The following is an 18,558-nucleotide window of genomic DNA, read 5'->3' as shown; positions in this document are numbered from 1 at the left end:
TTTATAAAGATATTCTAACGGCTTATTGTTTTATATGTTATGGCTCAAGCAAGTTTCATCTATTGTGTATTAATTGGAGAATTCTATTGAAAAGGCCGGACAGTAGTGAAAAAAATAGTAAATTTAGTTTATTCCGGTTTGTTGACTTTTCATTTTGTTTAAGCTATGATTTTCACTATATTATTATAAGTATCACTTGATAACAAGTTAATTGAATCATTTAACAAGGGTACTAAGGCAGTTGACCAAATGCTCTTATAAAAAATTAGTGGAGGAGCAATGACAGTTCTTAAAATAGATAAAAAGATTATCATTCTTATTGGAATGTTCTTTTGTTTTAATATTGCCAATGTTTACAGCGCCCCGAGATGGTATGAACTTTATAAATCCGGCCTTGATGCTGTTAAAAATGAAGATTGGAACCGGGCAATCGAAAAATTCGAGCAGGCTGTTCAAATAGAGAATATAGATACAAATAAAAAGCGAGTCGGCACCATGTTCATAGAATATTATCCGCATCGGGAAATGGGAACATGTTTCTACAATCTGGGCGATATAACTCGCGCCAGAGAAGAACTGTCTTTATCGCTTAAGCAAAGCCCCTCGAAAAAAGCAAGAAGGCTTATGGATTTAATAGATGAGGGGCATCCCGGAGCCAAAACAAACCCATCTTATGAGACAGACTCTGATTATCGAACTCAACCTGCTGATGATAAAAATGAGACAATATCTCCGCCGAGCGACAAATCCCAGCTTTTTGGAGACAGGCTGAGTATTGCTATTTTGCCATTTGAGACCAAAGGCATCGGCGCTGAGTTTGGTGATATCGACCTGTTTGATAAGATGATTACCGAATTCCATCATTTGAATCGGTTTAGAGTTATTGAAAGGTCGCAGCTTGAGAGCATCCTTAAGGAGCAAAAACTTGGTTTAACCGGCATAATTGACCAATCAACAGCGATTGAGGTTGGCAAAACTGCAGGTGTTGATGTGGTAGTATTCGGAAGCATCACCAGCGATGGCAGGTCTGTTTCGGTTGATGCTCGTCTTGTCGATACCGAAACCGCCGTAATAATTTCCTCACAGGATGCCTACAGTAAAAATCTATCATTATTAAGTCTTTCGAAAATGATTGGGGAGGTAACCCGTAAATTAAATATGGATATGCCGATTTTAAACGGCATAGTTATTCAATCTGAATTGGGATCGTTGTTGATTGATATGGGCAGCGGTCAGGGACTCAAAAAAGGCATGAAGTGCCATATATACAGGGAAGGCGAACCTATTATCCATCCGGTAAGCGGGGATACTCTTGATATTAAGAAAGATAAAATCTGCGAAGTGCAGGCTATTGATGTTTATGACAGCTACTCGAAAGTAAAAATTATTAAAAACATAAACGGTTTGCCGCAAGTAAACGATAAAGTTCAAACCAAGTAAATTAAATTCAGATTATTTAGTTTATCTATGAAAGCAACTGAAAAAAAACAGGAAAGGATGAGAGTATGAGACGTTGGTTAATGTTTGTGATGATTTTCTTGCTGGTTATTATGTCTACTCAGGCATTTGCCCAGATAAGGCGGTCCCAGCTTGAATTATTTGCGGGCGGCGCTATTCCATTAGGCCCGGAAGTTTTTAAAGATTATTACAAGACCGGATTCAGTTTGCATGGGCAATATGTTTTATTTCCTTCGCCCAATATCGGCGTTACACTGAGCGGCGCCTACGAGTTATTTACCTTTGATGGAGATACTTATGTAGATGACTTTATAGATGAATGGGAGGATTATTACTGGTATAATTATGGTATGGATTTAGATGATTATGATATGGAAGCAGAAGGCAATTTCAATGTAATTGAATTAGGTGTCGGTTTGCGGCCCTATCTAACTCCGGCAACTGCCAGCTCTCAGATATTCATATTCGGAATGGGAACCTATAATATGCTGTCGGGAGAAACAACAGTATCGGTAGATAACGAGGAATAGACAGTTAAAGCTGACGAAAACAAGATGGGTTTAGCCGCTGGCGCTGGTCTTGAACTTCCGGCGGGTAATAACAATATTATATTTCAGGGACTGATGAGGTTCATTTTTACTGAAGATGAAACCACTTCGTTTATTGGCATAACTGCCGGCATAGTGTTTTAGAGCAGTTGATTGATTATAGGTCAAGACCATCTCGCGGTCTTGACCATCATAACCCACCGGAGATAATAATGAATTCCATTAACATAAAATATTTATTGCCCTTAATATTAATTACATCAATTATATTTTCCTGCGCCGGCGGTAAAAAACAGGATTTGGCTAAGAATAAACTATTACAAAAATCAGATGCTCCGGGCTGGGTTACCGAACATCCGATAAGCAAGCTTTATTATATCGGAATTGGAGTCGTTGCAAAAAGTCCCGATAGCCAAGAACATATCCAGATGGCTAAGGATGCCGCTTTGAACGACCTGGCATCGCAAATAGCGGTAAATATCTCCGGTGAAACATATCAAACTGTTATCGAACGTTCGGGAATGATTGAGGATGAGTTTAAAAGCCATATTCACACCTCGACAAAAGCCGAATTGGAAGGCTATGAGCTTGTCGATACCTGGGAGGATTACAGCAGTTACTGGGTGTATTACAGGTTATCGAAAGGGCAATATGCTCTTAATAAGCAGGAGAAAATCGATAGAGCTGTTAGGTTGTCGCTGGATTTATTCACAAAAGCTAAAAACAGCGAAAGGCAAAACGATATAAGCGGCGCCTTACAGTTTTATTTGCAGGCTTTAAACCCAATAGAAAAATATATAGCCCAAACGCTTGAGGTCGATTTTGAGGGCTTGCGGATTTATCTGTTCAACGAGATTTATTCATCTATACAAAATCTTTTAAGCAAAATTGAATTAAAGCCAACCAGCAGTAAAATGGAGGCAAAAATAGGCCAGCCATTAAAAAGATCATTGGAAGTAGCGGCTGTCTATAAAGCTGCGGATGGCGACGAATTTGGAATCTCGAATCTGCCTCTATCTTTTGCATTCACTCGCGGTTCCGGTGATTTGGTTGAAAAAGCTCGAACAGACCAGCAGGGTATAGCGAAATGCCGCATTTCTAAAATAAAAGCATTCGATGCTATCCAGATAATTCAAGTTAAACTTGATATCAGCGGTATGATAGCCTTGGATGAAGCATCCCCAATAATCAAAGGGATTGTTAACAGTTTCACTATACCATCAGAGCAAATAGAACTAAGCGTTTCCAACATCACGGCCTATATTAAATCCAGCGAGACTCATATGGGATATCAACTGGACATTCCAGCGATTGAGCCGGCGTTTAAGGATGCTCTTTCCTATTATGGTTTCAGCTTTATCGATAATAAAAACACCGCCGATTATATTATCACAATCGAGGCTCAATCTAAGCAGGGTTCTGAAATAATGGGTGAAATGTACTCCTCTTTTGTTAATTTTTCGGTCTTAGTATATGATAGGAATAAAGGCGAGGAGCTTTACAAACAGTCGCTTCATGATATCAAGGGTATCGATCTGAATTTTGATAAGGCCGGTTTGAAAGCATACAAGAATGCCGGCCAACGGGTGCGGGATGAGATTGTGTCTGATTTGCTGGCAGCGATTAAGAGATAATATTAATTAAACTTTGGAAACCCATCAGCAGGAATATCGTATTTTAATATTATGGAGTTGTTTTGCTTTTAAAATTAATGAAAGGATTAACATGTTAAGAATAATTAATATCATTATCGTACTGATGTTATTTGTTTCAAGTCCCATTTTACAAGCTGATGATGAATACATTCCCGATATAGCCACTTTCATGCAAATAGGCGGTGCCGGCATGGGAGAAATTTCCCCGATTGATGGCATGATATACTTTGCTTCCTCCATTTCCGGCGAAATGCAGATATATAAAATCACCAAGGAAGGCTGGCCGTACCGTCTGACTTTCTTTGATGACGGCATCAACGGTTATAATATATCCCCGGATGGTTCTAAAATGATTGTTATGGCCTGCCGCGGCGGTAATGAGAGAAGTCAGATATATTTGATGAATCCTAATACCGGCAGAATAAAAGCATTAACCGACAAACTGGATGTAAGATTTGGTTCGGTAATATGGGGTCCGGATTCGAAGACGATTTATTATTACTCAAATGAAGCTAATAACCGCGATTTCTATATCTATGCTATGGCTGTCGAAACCGGCCAATCACGGCTGGTAAAAGATATCGAGGGCATAAATGATCCTGTGGATATATCCATTGACGGCAGTCTATTGCTTATTGAAGCCTGGCCGAAAAATGTTAATAACGAGCTTTATTTGTTGAATCTTGAATCCCACAAAATAGAACAGCTTGCGAAGCATAAAGGCGACTACAATTTTAATGGCGGGCAGTTCTCACCGGATAATAAATATATCTGGATGGTAACTAACAAGAATAAAATGAACCTCAAGAAAGTCGCCAAATACAATATTAAGAAAGATAAATTCGAGTTTATCAACCTCAATTCCCCCTGGGAAACCGAGGATATGGTTTTATCCGATAACCGCCGCTATTTAGCTTGGATTGATAATGAGAACGGCTACGGTATCCTGCATATAATCGATACGGAATCACATAAAGAGCTTCCAGCGCCGCCGCTTTCGGGCATCATATCGGGACCATACTTTGGCAAGGGCAGTCAATTGATATTCAACTACAACTCGCCTACTAAAACCGGTGATCTCTGGACCTGGAATTGGCAAACAAAGAAATTAAAACAGGTAACTTTCTCCAGCTATGCCGGCATCAATCCCGATATTTTCATCGAACCAATTCTCATACATTATAAAACTTTCGATGGCAAAGAGATTCCGGCATTCCTGTTTCTTCCGCCCGGCTATAAAGGCGATGTGATACCGTTTGTTATCCATGCTCATGGCGGACCGGAGGGGCAGTATCGGCCGTTCTTCTACCGCCATTTTCAGTATCTACTTCAAAACGGTTATGGCATATTGGCTCCCAATGTCAGGGGAAGCGAGGGCTACGGCAGAGAATATATGACCCTCGATGACCACCGCAAGCGGCTCGATTCTATAAAAGACTACAAAGCAGCAGCCGACTGGCTTATCGAGCAAGGATATGCAAAAAAAGGCAAGATAGCCATCAAAGGAACATCCTATGGCGGGTATGTTGCTTTGGCTGCTATTACAGAGTATCCCGATTACTGGGGCGCGTCCGTAGCAAAAGTCGGCATCTCCAATTTCAAAACTTTCCTAATTAACACTGCGGATTATCGGAGAGCCATCAGGGAGGCTGAATACGGGCCGCTTACCGATTCGGTCTGGCTGGAATCTATCTCCCCAATGTCTAAGGTTGATAATATCACCTCACCGCTATTGTTAGTGCATGGCGTAAATGACCCAAGGGTGCCTGTTGATGAAGCGCGGCAGATATTTCATGCTATTAATAACAGAGGCGGCACAGTTGATACATTGATTTTTCAGGATGAAGGGCATGGCACAGCCAAGAAGGAAAACAATATAGCCTTTTATCGAAAGTTGATAGAGTTTTTCGATAAGCATCTGAAATATTAAGCTAAGAGATAATGGTTGACGTATGTCCCCGCCACAAGGCACATCGTTGTGCGTCAACTTAAAGGCAGCAGTAATTGCAGGGCAAGCTCGCCGCGGCGGACGGCATCATGAAGCGGCGCTTTAGCAGTTGTTGGTAATTATAGATATAAACGAGATAGATAAACCGATTTATTCCTTTATATCTTCTATGTTTTTTTCCTTTCCCAAAACAACAAGCACATCCGATTGCTGAATTTCATAATCAGCATGAGGGATAAAATTAAATTTTTTAATAGCCTTATCTTTAATAGCTATTACCTCTAAATGATATTCAGTTCGAAGTTTTAATGTTTTAAGCGTCTTCCCAATAAATTTTGAAGGTGCTATAATCTCGGCGATTAAATATTCATCACTCAACGGCAGATAATCGAGCACATTTGGCTGAGCTAAATTTTTTGCTATTTTAACAGCCATATCTTCTTCGGGAATAATTACATCATCAGCACCAACTTTATACAATATCCGGGCATGATCGGCAGTATTTGCCTTAACGATTATTTTTTTAGCTCCCAATTCCTTAAGGTAAAGAGTGATAAGTATTGAAGCGTGGGAATCCTCGCCGGTAGATATAATAAAACAATCATAATTGCTCACTTCCAGATTTTCTAAGAACTTTCTGTCGGCCGCATTTGCTAAAATTGCCTGGTCTGCATATTCCTGTAAGGCTTGCACCTGAGTTTTGTTAATATCGACTGCGGTTACTTTACATCCTAATTCGGTTAATTTCCTAACCAACATCTCCCCAAAATTACCCATTCCTATTACAGCAAATTCTTTCATATTATCTCCACTATCCGGTCATAACGGATTCTTCAGAATATACGATTTCGCCTTGTTTTGGCTTTTTGGCAAAGGCAAAGGCTAAGGTCAATAAACCTACTCTGCCGGTGAACATTGTTATTATTAAGATAATTTTGCTGAAATCGTGCAGCTTTGATGTCATTCCCAATGATAGGCCAACTGTGCTAAAAGCGGAAACTATCTCGAAAAGACTTTCGCCAAACCAGCCATGAGTGATACAATACGCTAAAGGTTTTTCCTCAGCAAACATAAATATTGCCAGCGCCGCTGCAATCACAAAAAATGCCAGAATGAATACAGTAATAGCGCGTATTATTGAATCGCCGCTGATTGTTCGCTTAAATATGGTTACTACACTTCGCCCGGAAAATCGATTAATAATCAACAGCAAAATAACCATGAATGTGATAGTTTTTATGCCGCCGCCAGTCGAACCCGGACAGGCGCCAACAAACATTAAGAAAATTGTAATCATCATGCTAACTTCAGTCAATTCATTTTGAGAAATAGTATTGAAACCCGCAGTGCGCGAGGTCACAGATTGAAAAAAAGCGTTAGCGGTATTATATGCAGCCCCCGAATTTTGAAATACATTTTGATACTCGGCGGTTAAATAGGCAATCGTCCCGACAATAAGCAAAATCGCAGTTGTCAAAAGACATAGTTTTGAATGTAATGATATTTTTACTTGTCGATTATTAAATTTATCAAACAACTCCCTTATAACCGTAAAGCCAAGTCCGCCTATAATTATCAATACCGCAAATATAATGATGATATAATAATCGTAGCGGTAATTCTCAAGACTATTAGAGAAAATGGAAAAGCCGGCATTACAAAAGGCTGATACGGAATGAAAAATTGAATAGAATATCGCTTTTCCAACCGGGAACTCATTTTTAAATTTTAAAAACATGGCTAATGCGCCAATTAATTCGATTGAAAGAGTAATGGATAATATAGCTTTTATTAGCGAGGAAGTTTCACCTTTTTTGTTAGCGGTAAAACTCTGAGTTAAGCCCAGCCTGTCTTGAAATGTCAATTTTGACCCAAATGCTATAAGCAAAGCAGTGGCAAATGTCATTATTCCCAATCCCCCAAACTGGATCAGAATTAATATTACAATCTGCCCAAAAAGAGAGAAATCTTTGCCGGTATCGACAACGGTTAGCCCGGTAACGCATACGGCGGAAGTTGAAGTAAACAGGGCATCAATTAAATCTATTGGCTTATCCTGAGCGCTTATCGACAATTTTAAAAGAATTGTCCCTATTATTATAGCTATCATGAAATAAATAATAACCCTGCGTCCCGGATTGATGCCGAATAATTCCATGAGTTAGAATATATCAATAAAAACGTTTATTATCAATATGAAAAAGACCGGACAGCAGTGTAATTCATCTCAAAATATACTAAGAATTCAGTCTAATAAAAAACAAGTTGATAAAAATCGAGATATAAAACGAACGACTCTTTAATTTCTATTTTACAACATTATTGACTTCTTAACCCTTTTCCCTTTCGCTTTTAAAAAATTTTTATATATTCATTGCTAATAATTTTAAAGTAAGCATTTTAAGGATATGATGAACCCCGCCCACATACAAAAAATAGCTAACGAACTCAGCCTCAATCCCAAACAGGTTGCCGCCGCAGTCGCGCTTCTCGATAATGACGCCACGGTGCCATTTATTGCGCGCTACCGCAAAGAGGCAACCGGCAGCCTTGAGGAAGTGCAGATTACCACTATCCGCGACCGCATAGCTCAGCTTCGGGAATTAGACAAGCGGCGCGAGGCTATCCTCAAGTCGCTCGATGAACGCGGCTTGCTTAACGATGAATTGAAAGCAAAAATCGATGCCGCCGAAACTATGGCGGTGCTTGAGGATATATACCTGCCATTCAAACCCAAACGCCGCACTCGGGCGACTATCGCTATCGAACGCGGGCTGGAACCATTAGCCGAAATGCTGTTTGAGCAGGATGATATAGACCCGTTAGCGGAAGCGGAAGCTTTTATTGATTCCGAAAAGGAAGTGGCAACTGTCGAGGATGCCCTTGCCGGCGCGCGCGATATAATAGCCGCCTGGGTCAATGAGGATGCTGACGCCCGCGCCCGTCTAAGGGAGCTTTTTACTGAGAAAGGCGTAATCCGTACGAAAGTAATTTCCGGCAAGGAAAAAGACGGCGCTAAGTTTACCGATTATTTCGACTGGGAAGAACCAGCTGTCGATGTTCCCTCGCACCGTCTGCTGGCGATGCGGCGCGGTGAAAACGAATCGATATTGAGTATGCATATCGCCCCGCCTGAGGAAGCGGCTATGGCAATACTTGAGGGGCTATTCATACTTGGCGATAACCCTGCCTCCGAACAGGTCAGGCTGGCGGTGCAGGATAGCTATAAACGTCTGCTTGGCCCGGCGATGGAAGCCGAAATCCGCGTTGATTCACGCAAAAACGCCGATAAAGAGGCGATAAGGGTATTTGCCGAAAACCTTCGCGAACTCTTGATGGCGCCAGCATTAGGCCAGAAAAGCGTCATGGCTCTTGACCCCGGTTTTCGCACAGGTTGTAAACTTGTTTGTTTGGACAGCCAGGGCAAGCTTGATTACAATACGACTATCTACCCGCATACAGGAAGCGCCAAACGCGAGGATGCCGCCTCTGAGGTAATAGCCTTATGTGATAAATTCAAGATCAGGGTAATTGCTATCGGTAATGGCACTGCCGGACGGGAAACGGAGGAATTTATTCGAGGTTTGGGATTGCCGAAACATATCATGATAGAGATGGTCAACGAGGCGGGCGCATCGATTTACTCAGCCTCCAAGATTGCGCGGGATGAGTTCCCCGATTATGATATCACTGTTCGCGGCGCTGTTTCAATAGGCCGCCGCTTATTGGACCCGCTGTCCGAGCTGGTCAAGATCGATCCCAAATCGATTGGCGTCGGGCAGTATCAGCATGATGTTGACCAAACCGACCTGAAACAGGGGCTTGACGATACTGTGATAAGCTGTGTTAATGCGGTTGGAGTAGAGGTCAACACCGCCAGCAAACAGCTATTAACTTATGTCTCCGGATTAGGGCCAAGCTTGGCGAAGAATATTATCAATTACCGAAATGAGAACGGGCCATTTAAGTCGCGCAAAGTTTTAAATAAAGTTCCGCGTCTTGGGCCTAAGGTTTTTGAGCAGGCGGCAGGTTTTATCCGTATAGCCGATTCATCAAACCCGCTTGATAAAAGCGCAGTTCACCCCGAAAGCTATCCGATAGTGGAAAAAATGGCCGCTGATATTAGCTGTACAGTAGAACAGCTTATGCAAGATGAAAGCCTTCGTGAGCAAATCGACTTAAACCGGTATGTCGATGATAAAATTGGCCTGCCCACCTTGCTGGATATAATGAGAGAATTAGCTAAACCCGGCCGCGATCCCCGTGATGAGTATACGACATTCAGCTTTTCCGAATCGGTTAAGAAAATGGATGACCTCAAACCCGGCATGAAGCTTCCCGGTATTATTACTAATGTAACCGCTTTCGGCGCCTTTGTTGATATTGGTGTTCATCAGGATGGCTTGGTGCATATCAGCGAATTAGCCAACCGATTCGTAAAGGACCCGACTGAGATAGTTAAGGTTCAGCAGAAGGTAACGGTTACGGTTTTGAATGTTGACATTGACCGAAAGCGCATCTCGCTATCTATGAGGGATAGAGCTAAGCAGGTCGGGTTCTGACCGGAGGGAAAAACCCGACATTTCGACTTTGATATGTGATTTTACTATGATAAAAGAGGATTATATTGTCGCGAGGTGTCGGGTTTCTTCTCGCCTGCGGCGAGTCGGAACCCGATATACTTACTTGCTTAACATTTGCGTTTTAAACAACGTCATGATTGTCAATGTATTAGACAAAAAAATGTTTGGCATTTATGTTAAAACAGTTATATTGCCATAAAGTCTTTAAATGTAGATTTAACGACTGAATTATATTTATGATTTGGTCGAAGTAAAGACTATAAATTGATATGACTTTGGTAGTTATTGGGGAGACCAAGCATATAGTATCTTATCATATCCTTTTAGTTTAGAGGAAGGGAGTTTATGAAACACATTACGGTGATCTTGATAATTTTACTGTCATTAACAGTAACTGCGATGGCTGGTAAACATTTTAAACTGGGAAATATCGAGGAAGATTCACGAGTTACTGTCGAGCAGTCAAATGATATGCGTACTGTTATTCGCTTCGATGTTGGCGGTTTCACAGCTGAAGCTGTCGAAATTGACGGCGAAAAATATTATAAAATTGAGTGCGCCAAAGAGGGGGCGCTTTATAATGTGGGCGAACCCGCTTTGCCGAAAATATGCCGCAGCATGATAATATCGGATGATGCCAAAATGCGAGTTAACGTGCTGTCAGCAGAATACAAGGATTTCCCGTCAATGGCGGTGATTCCATCAAAGGGACATTTTTCACGCACTATCAATCCTGATGATGTTCCCTATACTTTTGGCGGTATATATGGTTCTGACAACTGGTATCCATCATTGCTGGCAAAATCAAACGAGCCTTACATATTAAGGGATTATCGCGGTATGGTTGTTGAAATACACCCATTTCAATATAATCCGGCCGAAAAAACGCTTCGGGTTTATTCATCTATAACTGTTGAAGTTATCGCTGATGGTTCGGGCGAGGTTAATGTATTCGACAGGCACAAACCGCTTGCTAAGGTTACTCCCGATTTTAAACTGCTTTATCAAAGAAGATTTATTAACTATAATTACAGCCTGCTAACTTATACGCCGGTTGTCGAGCAGGGCGATATACTTATAATCACTGCCGATGTTTTTCATGATGCGATGATGCCCTTAGTGGAGTGGAAAAGACAAAAGGGTATTAAAACAACTATTATTGATGTGTCCGATATCGGCAATCAGGATGATCTTATTCATCACTATATCCAGGATTTTTATGATTCAACCGACTTAGCCTTTGTGCTGCTTGTCGGAGATTATAATTATGTGGATTACCCGGAATCATACGACGGCGCATCCGACCCCAGCTATGCCAAGCTTGCCGGCAATGACCACTATCCGGATATTTTTGTCGGGCGATTCTCGGCTGAAAGTGTCGCTGATGTTCAAACGCAGGTTGAACGTACTGTAAATTATGAGAAATATCCTCAAGGTACTGACTGGCATCATATGGGTACCGGTATAGCCTCCACTGGAGGCCCGGGACATCATGGCGAGTATGATTATGAGCATGAAGATTATATCCGTGATGACCTGCTGGCTTATAGCTATACTCATGTTGACCAAATATATGACCCCGGCGCCAGCGCCGGCGATGTTACTGCGGCGGTGAATGCCGGAAGAGGCATAATAAATTATACTGGTCATGGGAGCATTACAAGTTGGAGCACAACTGATTTTTCAAATTCGCATGTTAATGCGCTCACAAACGAAAATATGCTGCCATTTATTATATCCGTTGCTTGTCAAAATGGTTGGTTCAACGGCTATACATGTTTTGGCGAGGCTTGGTTGAGGGCAACTAATAACGGTAATCCAACCGGCGCTATCGCTGCTTATATGTCCTCTATCAATCAGGATTGGAACCCCCCTATGGATGCTCAGGACGAAGCAGTTGACCTCTTAGTAGCCGAAACAATGAGCACATTTGGCGGTATTTGTTATAATGGTTCTTGCCTTATGCTCGATTTAAACTATAACGATTCAGGCATCAAAACTTATGACACATGGCATATATTTGGAGATCCCTCCGTTCAGTTATTTACTGATACTCCAACAAGCATGACAGTCAATCATGACAATTCGGTAATTTTTAATATTAGTGAAATTAATATTGAAGTTGTCGGTATCGAAAATGCCTTAGGCGCGATTTATTATAATGGCACACTATATGGTTCGGCTTATACCGGCGCAGGTGGAATGGCTGTAATTCCTATTTCTGAGGAATTGCCGATTGGGGAAAATGTAACTCTTACAGTTACCGCTTATAATAAAGTTGCTTACATTGCCAATATATTAGTGATTGCTCCTGACGGACCTTATGTTGTTTTAGACAGCTTTGTAATTGACGATTCCAACGGTAATAATAATGGCGAGGTCGATTTCGGCGAATCGGTATTGCTGGATGCAACACTTGTTAATGTCGGTCCCGATCAGGCTTATAGCGTTTCGGCCAATCTTGGTTCGACCGACTCCCATACAACTATCAATGATGGCTCCGAATTCTATGGCGATATCGACGGTGATTATGGAACAGCCAGCGCTGATGATGCCTATTCCTTTGATGTTGCCTCTAATACACCGGATGGTCACCTGATTGCATTCGAATTGGAAATAAACGATTCGACAAGCATAGAAACCTGGACAAGCTATTTCTCAATCCCTGTTCATGCTCCGGATGTTGACTTTGTTTCCCTTATTATTAATGATGAAACCGGAAACGGCAATGGCATCTTAGAGGCTGGCGAGACTGCCGATATCGTGATTACCTTGATAAACAACGGTTCGGCTGCGGCTAATACGGTAAATTGTATTATCTCTGAAGATGATGAAATGGTGTCCATAACCGATGCTAATGGAACGTTTGGCAATATAGCCCCTGATGGCGGTACAGCCGACAACCATGATGATGTTTTCACGGTAGTTGCCGATGATGACTTTCCGCAGGGTCATTCTGTTGTGTTTAACCTTGAGATTACCGCTGCGGGAGGCTATGTAAATAGCTTGGATTTTGAATTAAGAACTGCCGAATCTTTCGAATTTAATGATGGCGGCTACAGCGGGTCGGGGAGTTGGCAATGGGGTGAACCAAACAGCGGTCCGAATGAGGCATATTATGGCGTCAATGTCTGGGGCACTAACTTAGGCGGTGATTACCCATTAAATTGTCATGATGTATTAATCAGTGCTTCAATGATAATTAATTCTCCCGCTGCCCAGTTCGAATTTTATCACTGGTATGATATGGAGAACAGTTATGATGGGGGCAATGTATCCATTTCTACAAACGGCGGTGCATCATGGAATCTGCTTACGCCTGAGGGCGGTTATCCTGACATGTATATTTATTCTCTTAACGAGCCGGGCTATACGAATACCAGTTCCGGCTGGGAGCGGGCAAATTTCGGATTGGACGATTATGCCGGCCAGGTTGTTCAATTCAGATGGTTATTTGGCTCGGATAGTTACATTAATAAAGCAGGCTGGTATATTGATGATGTAGCCCTCACTAACAATCTTCCCCAGAATCCGCCGGAACTATCCATTAATCCAATCTCATATTCGGTAACTGCAGCTTCCGGTGAACTGATTACGCGCGATTTAATTCTTGCCAACAACGGCGAAGGCCCGCTCTATTTCAGCCTCTCTGCTGAAACCGATGACAGTATCCTGAGCTTTGGCAATATAAAGAAAGTTGCGGATGCTGTAAGGTTGTCATCTATAAAACCTCTCGGTTATCATAACCTCTCGGATAAACCAGGCGCTAAGCCCGAACCTTATTTCCCGCCCGTGAATCGCGACCAGGGCGGTCCTGATGCATTCGGCTACTCATGGAAAGATTCCAACGAACCGGCTGGCCCAACCTATAGCTGGATTGATATAACATCGATTGGCACGCCTATTACCGGCCTCGGCGATGATACTAACGTTGGACCATTTTCTATAGGCTTTAACTTTGAATTCTATGGCAATTTGTTTAACACTTTCAGGCTTAGCACAAACGGATTTATGTCGTTTACATCGACTGTTACAGATTATTCCAACGACCAGATTCCCACTAATGGCAGTGAACCGGTCAATCTTATCGCTCCCTTATGGGATGATTTAAACTTCAATAATGGCGGTAGTGCCTACTATTATTCAAATGGCGTTGACAGTTTGATAATTTCCTGGATTGGCGTACCCCACTATGGAGATGGCGGACCTTACACGTTCCAGATAATTCTGCTGTCTAACGGCAAGATATATTTCCAGTATCAGGATATAAACATGCCGAATAATTCGGCAACTATCGGTATACAGAATGGTAATGGCAGTGTTGGCTTACAGGTTGTTTATAATGCGCCCTATGTGCAAAATAACCTGGCCATCGAGTTTAAAAACACAACGCGATGGCTGTTTGCCGAACCGACTTCCGGTACTATCGAGGCGCATGATAGCCTTATCGCGACTATTACATTTGATGCCTCCGAACTGCCTGAGGCTATTTATACCGGCTCATTGATTCTTACCAGCAACGACCCTACTAATCCGAATATCAATATTCCGGTTACTTTCGATGTTGGCGGAGCTGGATTTCCCATTATTGTAGTTTCGCCCATGGAGATTTCCGATACGCTTATACAGGGACAGCAGGCAGCGCATGATATTATTGTTTATAACATTGGTACTGCCGGTTTGATTGCTAATTTTAGTACTGAAGAGAATTGGATTTCACTTTCAGACAGTATATTTACTATTGCTGAATCAGGTCAGGATACGCTTGTTGTTGCCCTTGATGCCAGCGCGTTGGCAATTGGCGAATATATTGGCGGTATCTTGGGCATGTCCAATGCTTCCGATACACCGTTTACGATAATTGTTGCGCTTACTGTCGAGGAAGCATATGTATGCGATTATGTGCCCGGCGATATTAACGGCGATGGTAATGTTATTGGCGCGGATGTTATTTACGGTATAAATTACTTCCGCGGCGCGAGCGCTCCCCCGCCGGATAGCTGCTATAACGATTCGTCTGAAGAGTGGTTATATGTAGCCGGTGACGCTAACGGCAACTGTCAGTTCTTGGGTTCTGACATTACGTATTTAATTTCATATTTCCGAGGCTTCAATCCTCCGCCTGCTTATTGTCCGGCTTTACCGCCTTCGAGCCCGGCAGTACTGAAGGTAACGAAGGAAAAATTGCCGGTCAATATTAAATAATTCTTGAATATAGCGCGGGTATTATTATTGTGGTTGGCGGACGTCCTCGTCTGCCAACAACGCTGGTGCACGAGGACGTACACCAGCCAAATTAATATAGCGCGGGTATTTTGCCCGCGCTTTTTATTTGCTGATAAGAATGTAGGGCAAGTCTCCCCGAGACCTGCCTATTGGTTTGCATGCAACAAGTAATAGTATCTTACATGCCGGTGCCGCTTGGTATAACTCTGCCGGTTACAGGCGGCGTCTCGCAGTTTGGCCAGCCGTCGGGTTCGCCGCAAACTTCAGCTTCTGAAGTTGAGAGCCATAGCGGCTCGTAATCGGCGCAGTATTCGATAATGCCTGTGCCTCTGAAATAGTTAACCAGCCGGGTTACATCAGTGCCGATTACATTGCAGTCGCCATTAATATCAGCGGAGGCCCAAAAACCATCCAGAAGGCAAGGCTGGCTTGTGGATGACCCCTTAAAATAATTAACGAGGTAGGTCATATCGCTCCTTGCACTCTTGGCGGCCATAAGCCCAGCGCCATGTTAGCATCGCCAGGGAGGTATTCATAGCCGCCGGGGACGATAAGTATTGTGCCGCCGACAAAGTCGGGAAACCATTCATTATATCCGCTATTATCAGTAAAACATATACCACCGGTTAAGATAGGATTCTCTCCTTCTATAACTTGAATGGAATCACCTATGATAGATTCATCAGAGCTTAATACAAATGTAAAGTCTGCAGCTTTTACCCACTCACTTTGAGTATTGAATGGCAGCCAGTCATAAGGAATATGAAAAGGGTCATCAGATTTGCATAATAAAGGATATGAAGAATAGCCGGGTGATAGCAAATCCTGAAACGGGTTATGAAATCCATACATGTCCCAATGAGGCGGATCAGAAAGAGTATCTAAGATGCCATATACTTGACCATTTAGGTAATCTGAAATATACTGATCATCAATCGCAATTAAGAAATATAGTAATACAGCATCTTCATCATTTTTTACCCAGATTGGTATATTTATAGTGTCGCCAGGACAAGATAATATAGGTGAACCATCAAGATTTCCTGCAATCACTGAATCGGGAATGCCAGGGTCAGTGGCATAAACCGTACTGAAAAAAATGAAAAAGACTATTAGTATTTTTATGCAATTAGAAAATTTCAACATTTTATTCACTCCTATTTTAGCGCTTAATACCGATTATTTTCCTTTACTTCAATGGTGTACTTCTAACAGCTGATTCTCTTTTAACAAACTCACCTGTTTTTGCATCAATATAATAATACCATGATGAATTATCTGGCGGCACTCCTACAAATGGCCATTTCCATACTAATCTGAATTTACCGTTAAATACATCATCATTACCACCAAACCTGGCAATATAAAGTTCAGGTTTGACCCTTTCAGGGGTATATAAATTTGTTGTTGGTTTCTCCATAGAATTTATAGCTATTTCTCTCGCTTGCTCAACACTGATTGAAGGAATCGCATCGATACTTCTGGCTTCTGGGTCAAAAGATCCATTTATGCCAGTAATCTTTTCATCTTTATTAAAATGAACAAAATACTGTCCAAATCGTACCCTTACACCTCCATGCGCTTGATAAAATTTAACAGTACTGACCCGATCGCCGCCCTGTGTTCTATATACTACCAGTTCTTCGCGTGGATTTATCATACCAAATAACTCTTTATGCAGTTCAAAAAACTGATAGCATTTTTCTATCGGGTCGGTTTCTGTTATTCCTTTGTTTAAATCACCCCAAATCCATGATGGAGTACCATTATCGTTTAGATTTATTTTTTCAATCTTACCCAAACCAAATTCTTCAATTACTTTGCTCGGTTCTTTTATTTTAAATTCGTATGAATTGGTTTTAGAAGTATCAGGTAGTTCTTGGCTATTTTGCTTCTTATTTTCCTGAGCATTTGCTGATATTAAGAGAGTTATGAAGATTATTAATATTTTATTAATCATGAATTCCTCCGGTTTATGTTAATAATTAAATTACTTAGATTCATCTTCTTTTGTTTTTCTTTTAATTGCTGTTATTAAAGATAAGTCAGGCTCAAAATAAGGACACCAGTTGAACCCAATATGATCATCATTGGTAAGCTCTTGTGCATCAGCCCAATAAATGTCAAAAAAACTAAAATCAGCCATAGTTACGGTGCAATCACCGTTGATATCCAGCGCTACCGGATGCTGACGGTCTGTATTGTTATTATAAGGCATCAAGCATAATGGCGTGCCATCAATTCCACCTCCATGAAATAATACATTTTCTAAAAATATATAATCAAACATGGTTCCTCCAATTCCATCACCATCACAGTCCCCTGGAATAAAAGCACACGTATTATCCTGAACATTAACAGCATTCCAAGCTTGTGCCACCGGAACAGCTAATGATCCCCAAATATCGATACCAAGCGAATCTTCTATATCTAATACCGCTCGAAACGAACCTTCAAGAGCATTGTGAAAACCGCTATATTCACTCCAATAAGTACAATTAGCTTCATACATAATTTTTATGGCATTTTCAATGCCTATTCCTGTTACATCCGTATCAGTATAGTGTCCTCCCTCGGATAATAGATAAAACATTTTACTGGGAACTCCGTTATTGGTATGAACAAGATTGTTTTGGCTATCAGTATCGGTATACCATAATAGCCCTAGATAAACACTTGGATGTAGATTCTCCTCAGGAAACTTCATATTGTTTACACATCTTCCATCCATATAAACATTTTCACCAATTCTCCATATATTCGTATCTGATGGATCTCTTAAACTTGCAATATAAGCACCCATCATATCCGAAAATGATTCATCAAGCGCGCCTGGTTCGTTTTCACACCATAAATCCGATTCGAAACCTGTCAATCCATGAGTCCATTCATGAGCAACAATATCAATACTTCTAGTTCCAGATCTATAACCTGGCGGAAGTAATCTATAAAAAACACCCTCGATAATAAAATCGAACCGAGCAATCACTCCTTCTGAACAATAATCGTTATTATCTACCCACGATTTCATACTGCTGCCTATGCTGTCATATCCATTTCTGTTAAACTTATCAAACCATTCATCATATATCCATCCGGCATAAACATGAGCATCTAAAACGAAGAGCAGTCCGCCGCGG

At 41.5% G+C, this 18,558-nt stretch carries 13 protein-coding genes; 7 read left to right on the top strand and 6 right to left on the bottom strand.

The window, feature by feature from the left end; translation table 11 throughout:
* Positions 1-279: 279 nt before the first annotated feature.
* From J7K40_02705 to J7K40_02685, 5 genes are all read left to right on the top strand, one after another.
* On the top strand, positions 280-1,440 hold the full coding sequence (locus J7K40_02705) for a hypothetical protein (GenBank protein MCD6161305.1): 1,161 nt from the start codon (positions 280-282) through the stop codon (positions 1,438-1,440).
* 65 nt (positions 1,441-1,505) lie between these two features.
* Complete coding sequence (locus tag J7K40_02700; GenBank protein MCD6161304.1) at positions 1,506-1,988, top strand: hypothetical protein; 483 nt, start codon at positions 1,506-1,508, stop codon at positions 1,986-1,988.
* A 24-nt stretch (positions 1,989-2,012) separates the two neighbouring features.
* A complete protein-coding gene (locus J7K40_02695; GenBank protein MCD6161303.1) occupies positions 2,013-2,150 on the top strand; it encodes a hypothetical protein in 138 nt (45 codons plus the stop codon).
* 68 nt (positions 2,151-2,218) lie between these two features.
* On the top strand, positions 2,219-3,640 hold the full coding sequence (locus J7K40_02690) for an LPP20 family lipoprotein (protein ID MCD6161302.1): 1,422 nt from the start codon (positions 2,219-2,221) through the stop codon (positions 3,638-3,640).
* Positions 3,641-3,731: 91 nt separating this feature from the next.
* Positions 3,732-5,591, top strand: a complete 1,860-nt coding sequence (locus J7K40_02685; GenBank protein ID MCD6161301.1) for a S9 family peptidase — start codon at positions 3,732-3,734, stop codon at positions 5,589-5,591.
* Between the two features lie 168 nt (positions 5,592-5,759).
* Here J7K40_02685 and J7K40_02680 read toward each other — a convergent pair whose 3' ends face one another.
* Positions 5,760-6,410 (bottom strand): TrkA family potassium uptake protein, encoded by a 651-nt coding sequence (locus J7K40_02680; protein ID MCD6161300.1) that lies wholly within the window; start codon positions 6,408-6,410, stop codon positions 5,760-5,762.
* A 10-nt stretch (positions 6,411-6,420) separates the two neighbouring features.
* Positions 6,421-7,767, bottom strand: a complete 1,347-nt coding sequence (locus J7K40_02675) for a hypothetical protein (protein ID MCD6161299.1) — start codon at positions 7,765-7,767, stop codon at positions 6,421-6,423.
* Between the two features lie 253 nt (positions 7,768-8,020).
* Between J7K40_02675 and J7K40_02670 the strand changes: the two genes are divergently transcribed.
* Positions 8,021-10,171 carry an RNA-binding transcriptional accessory protein gene (locus J7K40_02670; GenBank protein MCD6161298.1) on the top strand — a complete coding sequence of 717 codons (2,151 nt, stop codon included), beginning with the start codon at positions 8,021-8,023 and terminating at the stop codon, positions 10,169-10,171.
* A gap of 366 nt (positions 10,172-10,537) precedes the next feature.
* Entirely contained in the window at positions 10,538-15,397 is a 4,860-nt protein-coding gene (locus J7K40_02665; GenBank protein MCD6161297.1) for an immune inhibitor A, read from the top strand.
* 199 nt (positions 15,398-15,596) lie between these two features.
* On the opposite strand, the gene J7K40_02660 is transcribed toward J7K40_02665, so the two are convergent.
* The 4 genes from J7K40_02660 to J7K40_02645 are packed head-to-tail and all read right to left on the bottom strand — an operon-like array spanning position 15,597 to position 18,449.
* Entirely contained in the window at positions 15,597-15,887 is a 291-nt protein-coding gene (locus J7K40_02660) for a hypothetical protein (GenBank protein MCD6161296.1), read from the bottom strand.
* The gene (locus J7K40_02655; GenBank protein ID MCD6161295.1) at positions 15,884-16,564 is read right to left on the bottom strand and encodes a hypothetical protein; all 681 of its coding nucleotides are present in this window, start codon (positions 16,562-16,564) and stop codon (positions 15,884-15,886) included. Before J7K40_02655 ends, J7K40_02660 begins: the two co-directional genes overlap by 4 nt.
* Positions 16,565-16,607: 43 nt before the next feature.
* On the bottom strand, positions 16,608-17,378 hold the full coding sequence (locus tag J7K40_02650) for a PepSY domain-containing protein (GenBank protein ID MCD6161294.1): 771 nt from the start codon (positions 17,376-17,378) through the stop codon (positions 16,608-16,610).
* 30 nt (positions 17,379-17,408) lie between these two features.
* Positions 17,409-18,449 (bottom strand): M4 family metallopeptidase, encoded by a 1,041-nt coding sequence (locus J7K40_02645; protein MCD6161293.1) that lies wholly within the window; start codon positions 18,447-18,449, stop codon positions 17,409-17,411.
* Positions 18,450-18,558 lie beyond the last annotated feature (109 nt).

This window comes from Candidatus Zixiibacteriota bacterium (assembly GCA_021159005.1).
In the GTDB taxonomy this organism is placed as follows: Bacteria; Zixibacteria; MSB-5A5; order UBA10806; family 4484-95; genus JAGGSN01.
Note: the sequence above shows the minus strand (reverse complement) of the source record. Positions and strands in the feature narration are given on the sequence as shown.

What these genes read in the sequence shown, in the direction of transcription:
- J7K40_02705 (MCD6161305.1), top strand. Translation starts at nt 280, where the DNA reads ATGACAGTTCTTAAAATAGATAAAAAGATTATCATTCTTATTGGAATG.
- J7K40_02700 (MCD6161304.1), top strand. Translation starts at nt 1,506, where the DNA reads ATGAGACGTTGGTTAATGTTTGTGATGATTTTCTTGCTGGTTATTATG.
- J7K40_02695 (MCD6161303.1), top strand. Translation starts at nt 2,013, where the DNA reads ATGGGTTTAGCCGCTGGCGCTGGTCTTGAACTTCCGGCGGGTAATAAC.
- J7K40_02690 (MCD6161302.1), top strand. Translation starts at nt 2,219, where the DNA reads ATGAATTCCATTAACATAAAATATTTATTGCCCTTAATATTAATTACA.
- J7K40_02685 (MCD6161301.1), top strand. Translation starts at nt 3,732, where the DNA reads ATGTTAAGAATAATTAATATCATTATCGTACTGATGTTATTTGTTTCA.
- J7K40_02680 (MCD6161300.1), bottom strand. Translation starts at nt 6,410, where the DNA reads ATGAAAGAATTTGCTGTAATAGGAATGGGTAATTTTGGGGAGATGTTG.
- J7K40_02675 (MCD6161299.1), bottom strand. Translation starts at nt 7,767, where the DNA reads ATGGAATTATTCGGCATCAATCCGGGACGCAGGGTTATTATTTATTTC.
- J7K40_02670 (MCD6161298.1), top strand. Translation starts at nt 8,021, where the DNA reads ATGAACCCCGCCCACATACAAAAAATAGCTAACGAACTCAGCCTCAAT.
- J7K40_02665 (MCD6161297.1), top strand. Translation starts at nt 10,538, where the DNA reads ATGAAACACATTACGGTGATCTTGATAATTTTACTGTCATTAACAGTA.
- J7K40_02660 (MCD6161296.1), bottom strand. Translation starts at nt 15,887, where the DNA reads ATGACCTACCTCGTTAATTATTTTAAGGGGTCATCCACAAGCCAGCCT.
- J7K40_02655 (MCD6161295.1), bottom strand. Translation starts at nt 16,564, where the DNA reads ATGTTGAAATTTTCTAATTGCATAAAAATACTAATAGTCTTTTTCATT.
- J7K40_02650 (MCD6161294.1), bottom strand. Translation starts at nt 17,378, where the DNA reads ATGATTAATAAAATATTAATAATCTTCATAACTCTCTTAATATCAGCA.
- J7K40_02645 (MCD6161293.1), bottom strand. Translation starts at nt 18,449, where the DNA reads ATGAAATCGTGGGTAGATAATAACGATTATTGTTCAGAAGGAGTGATT.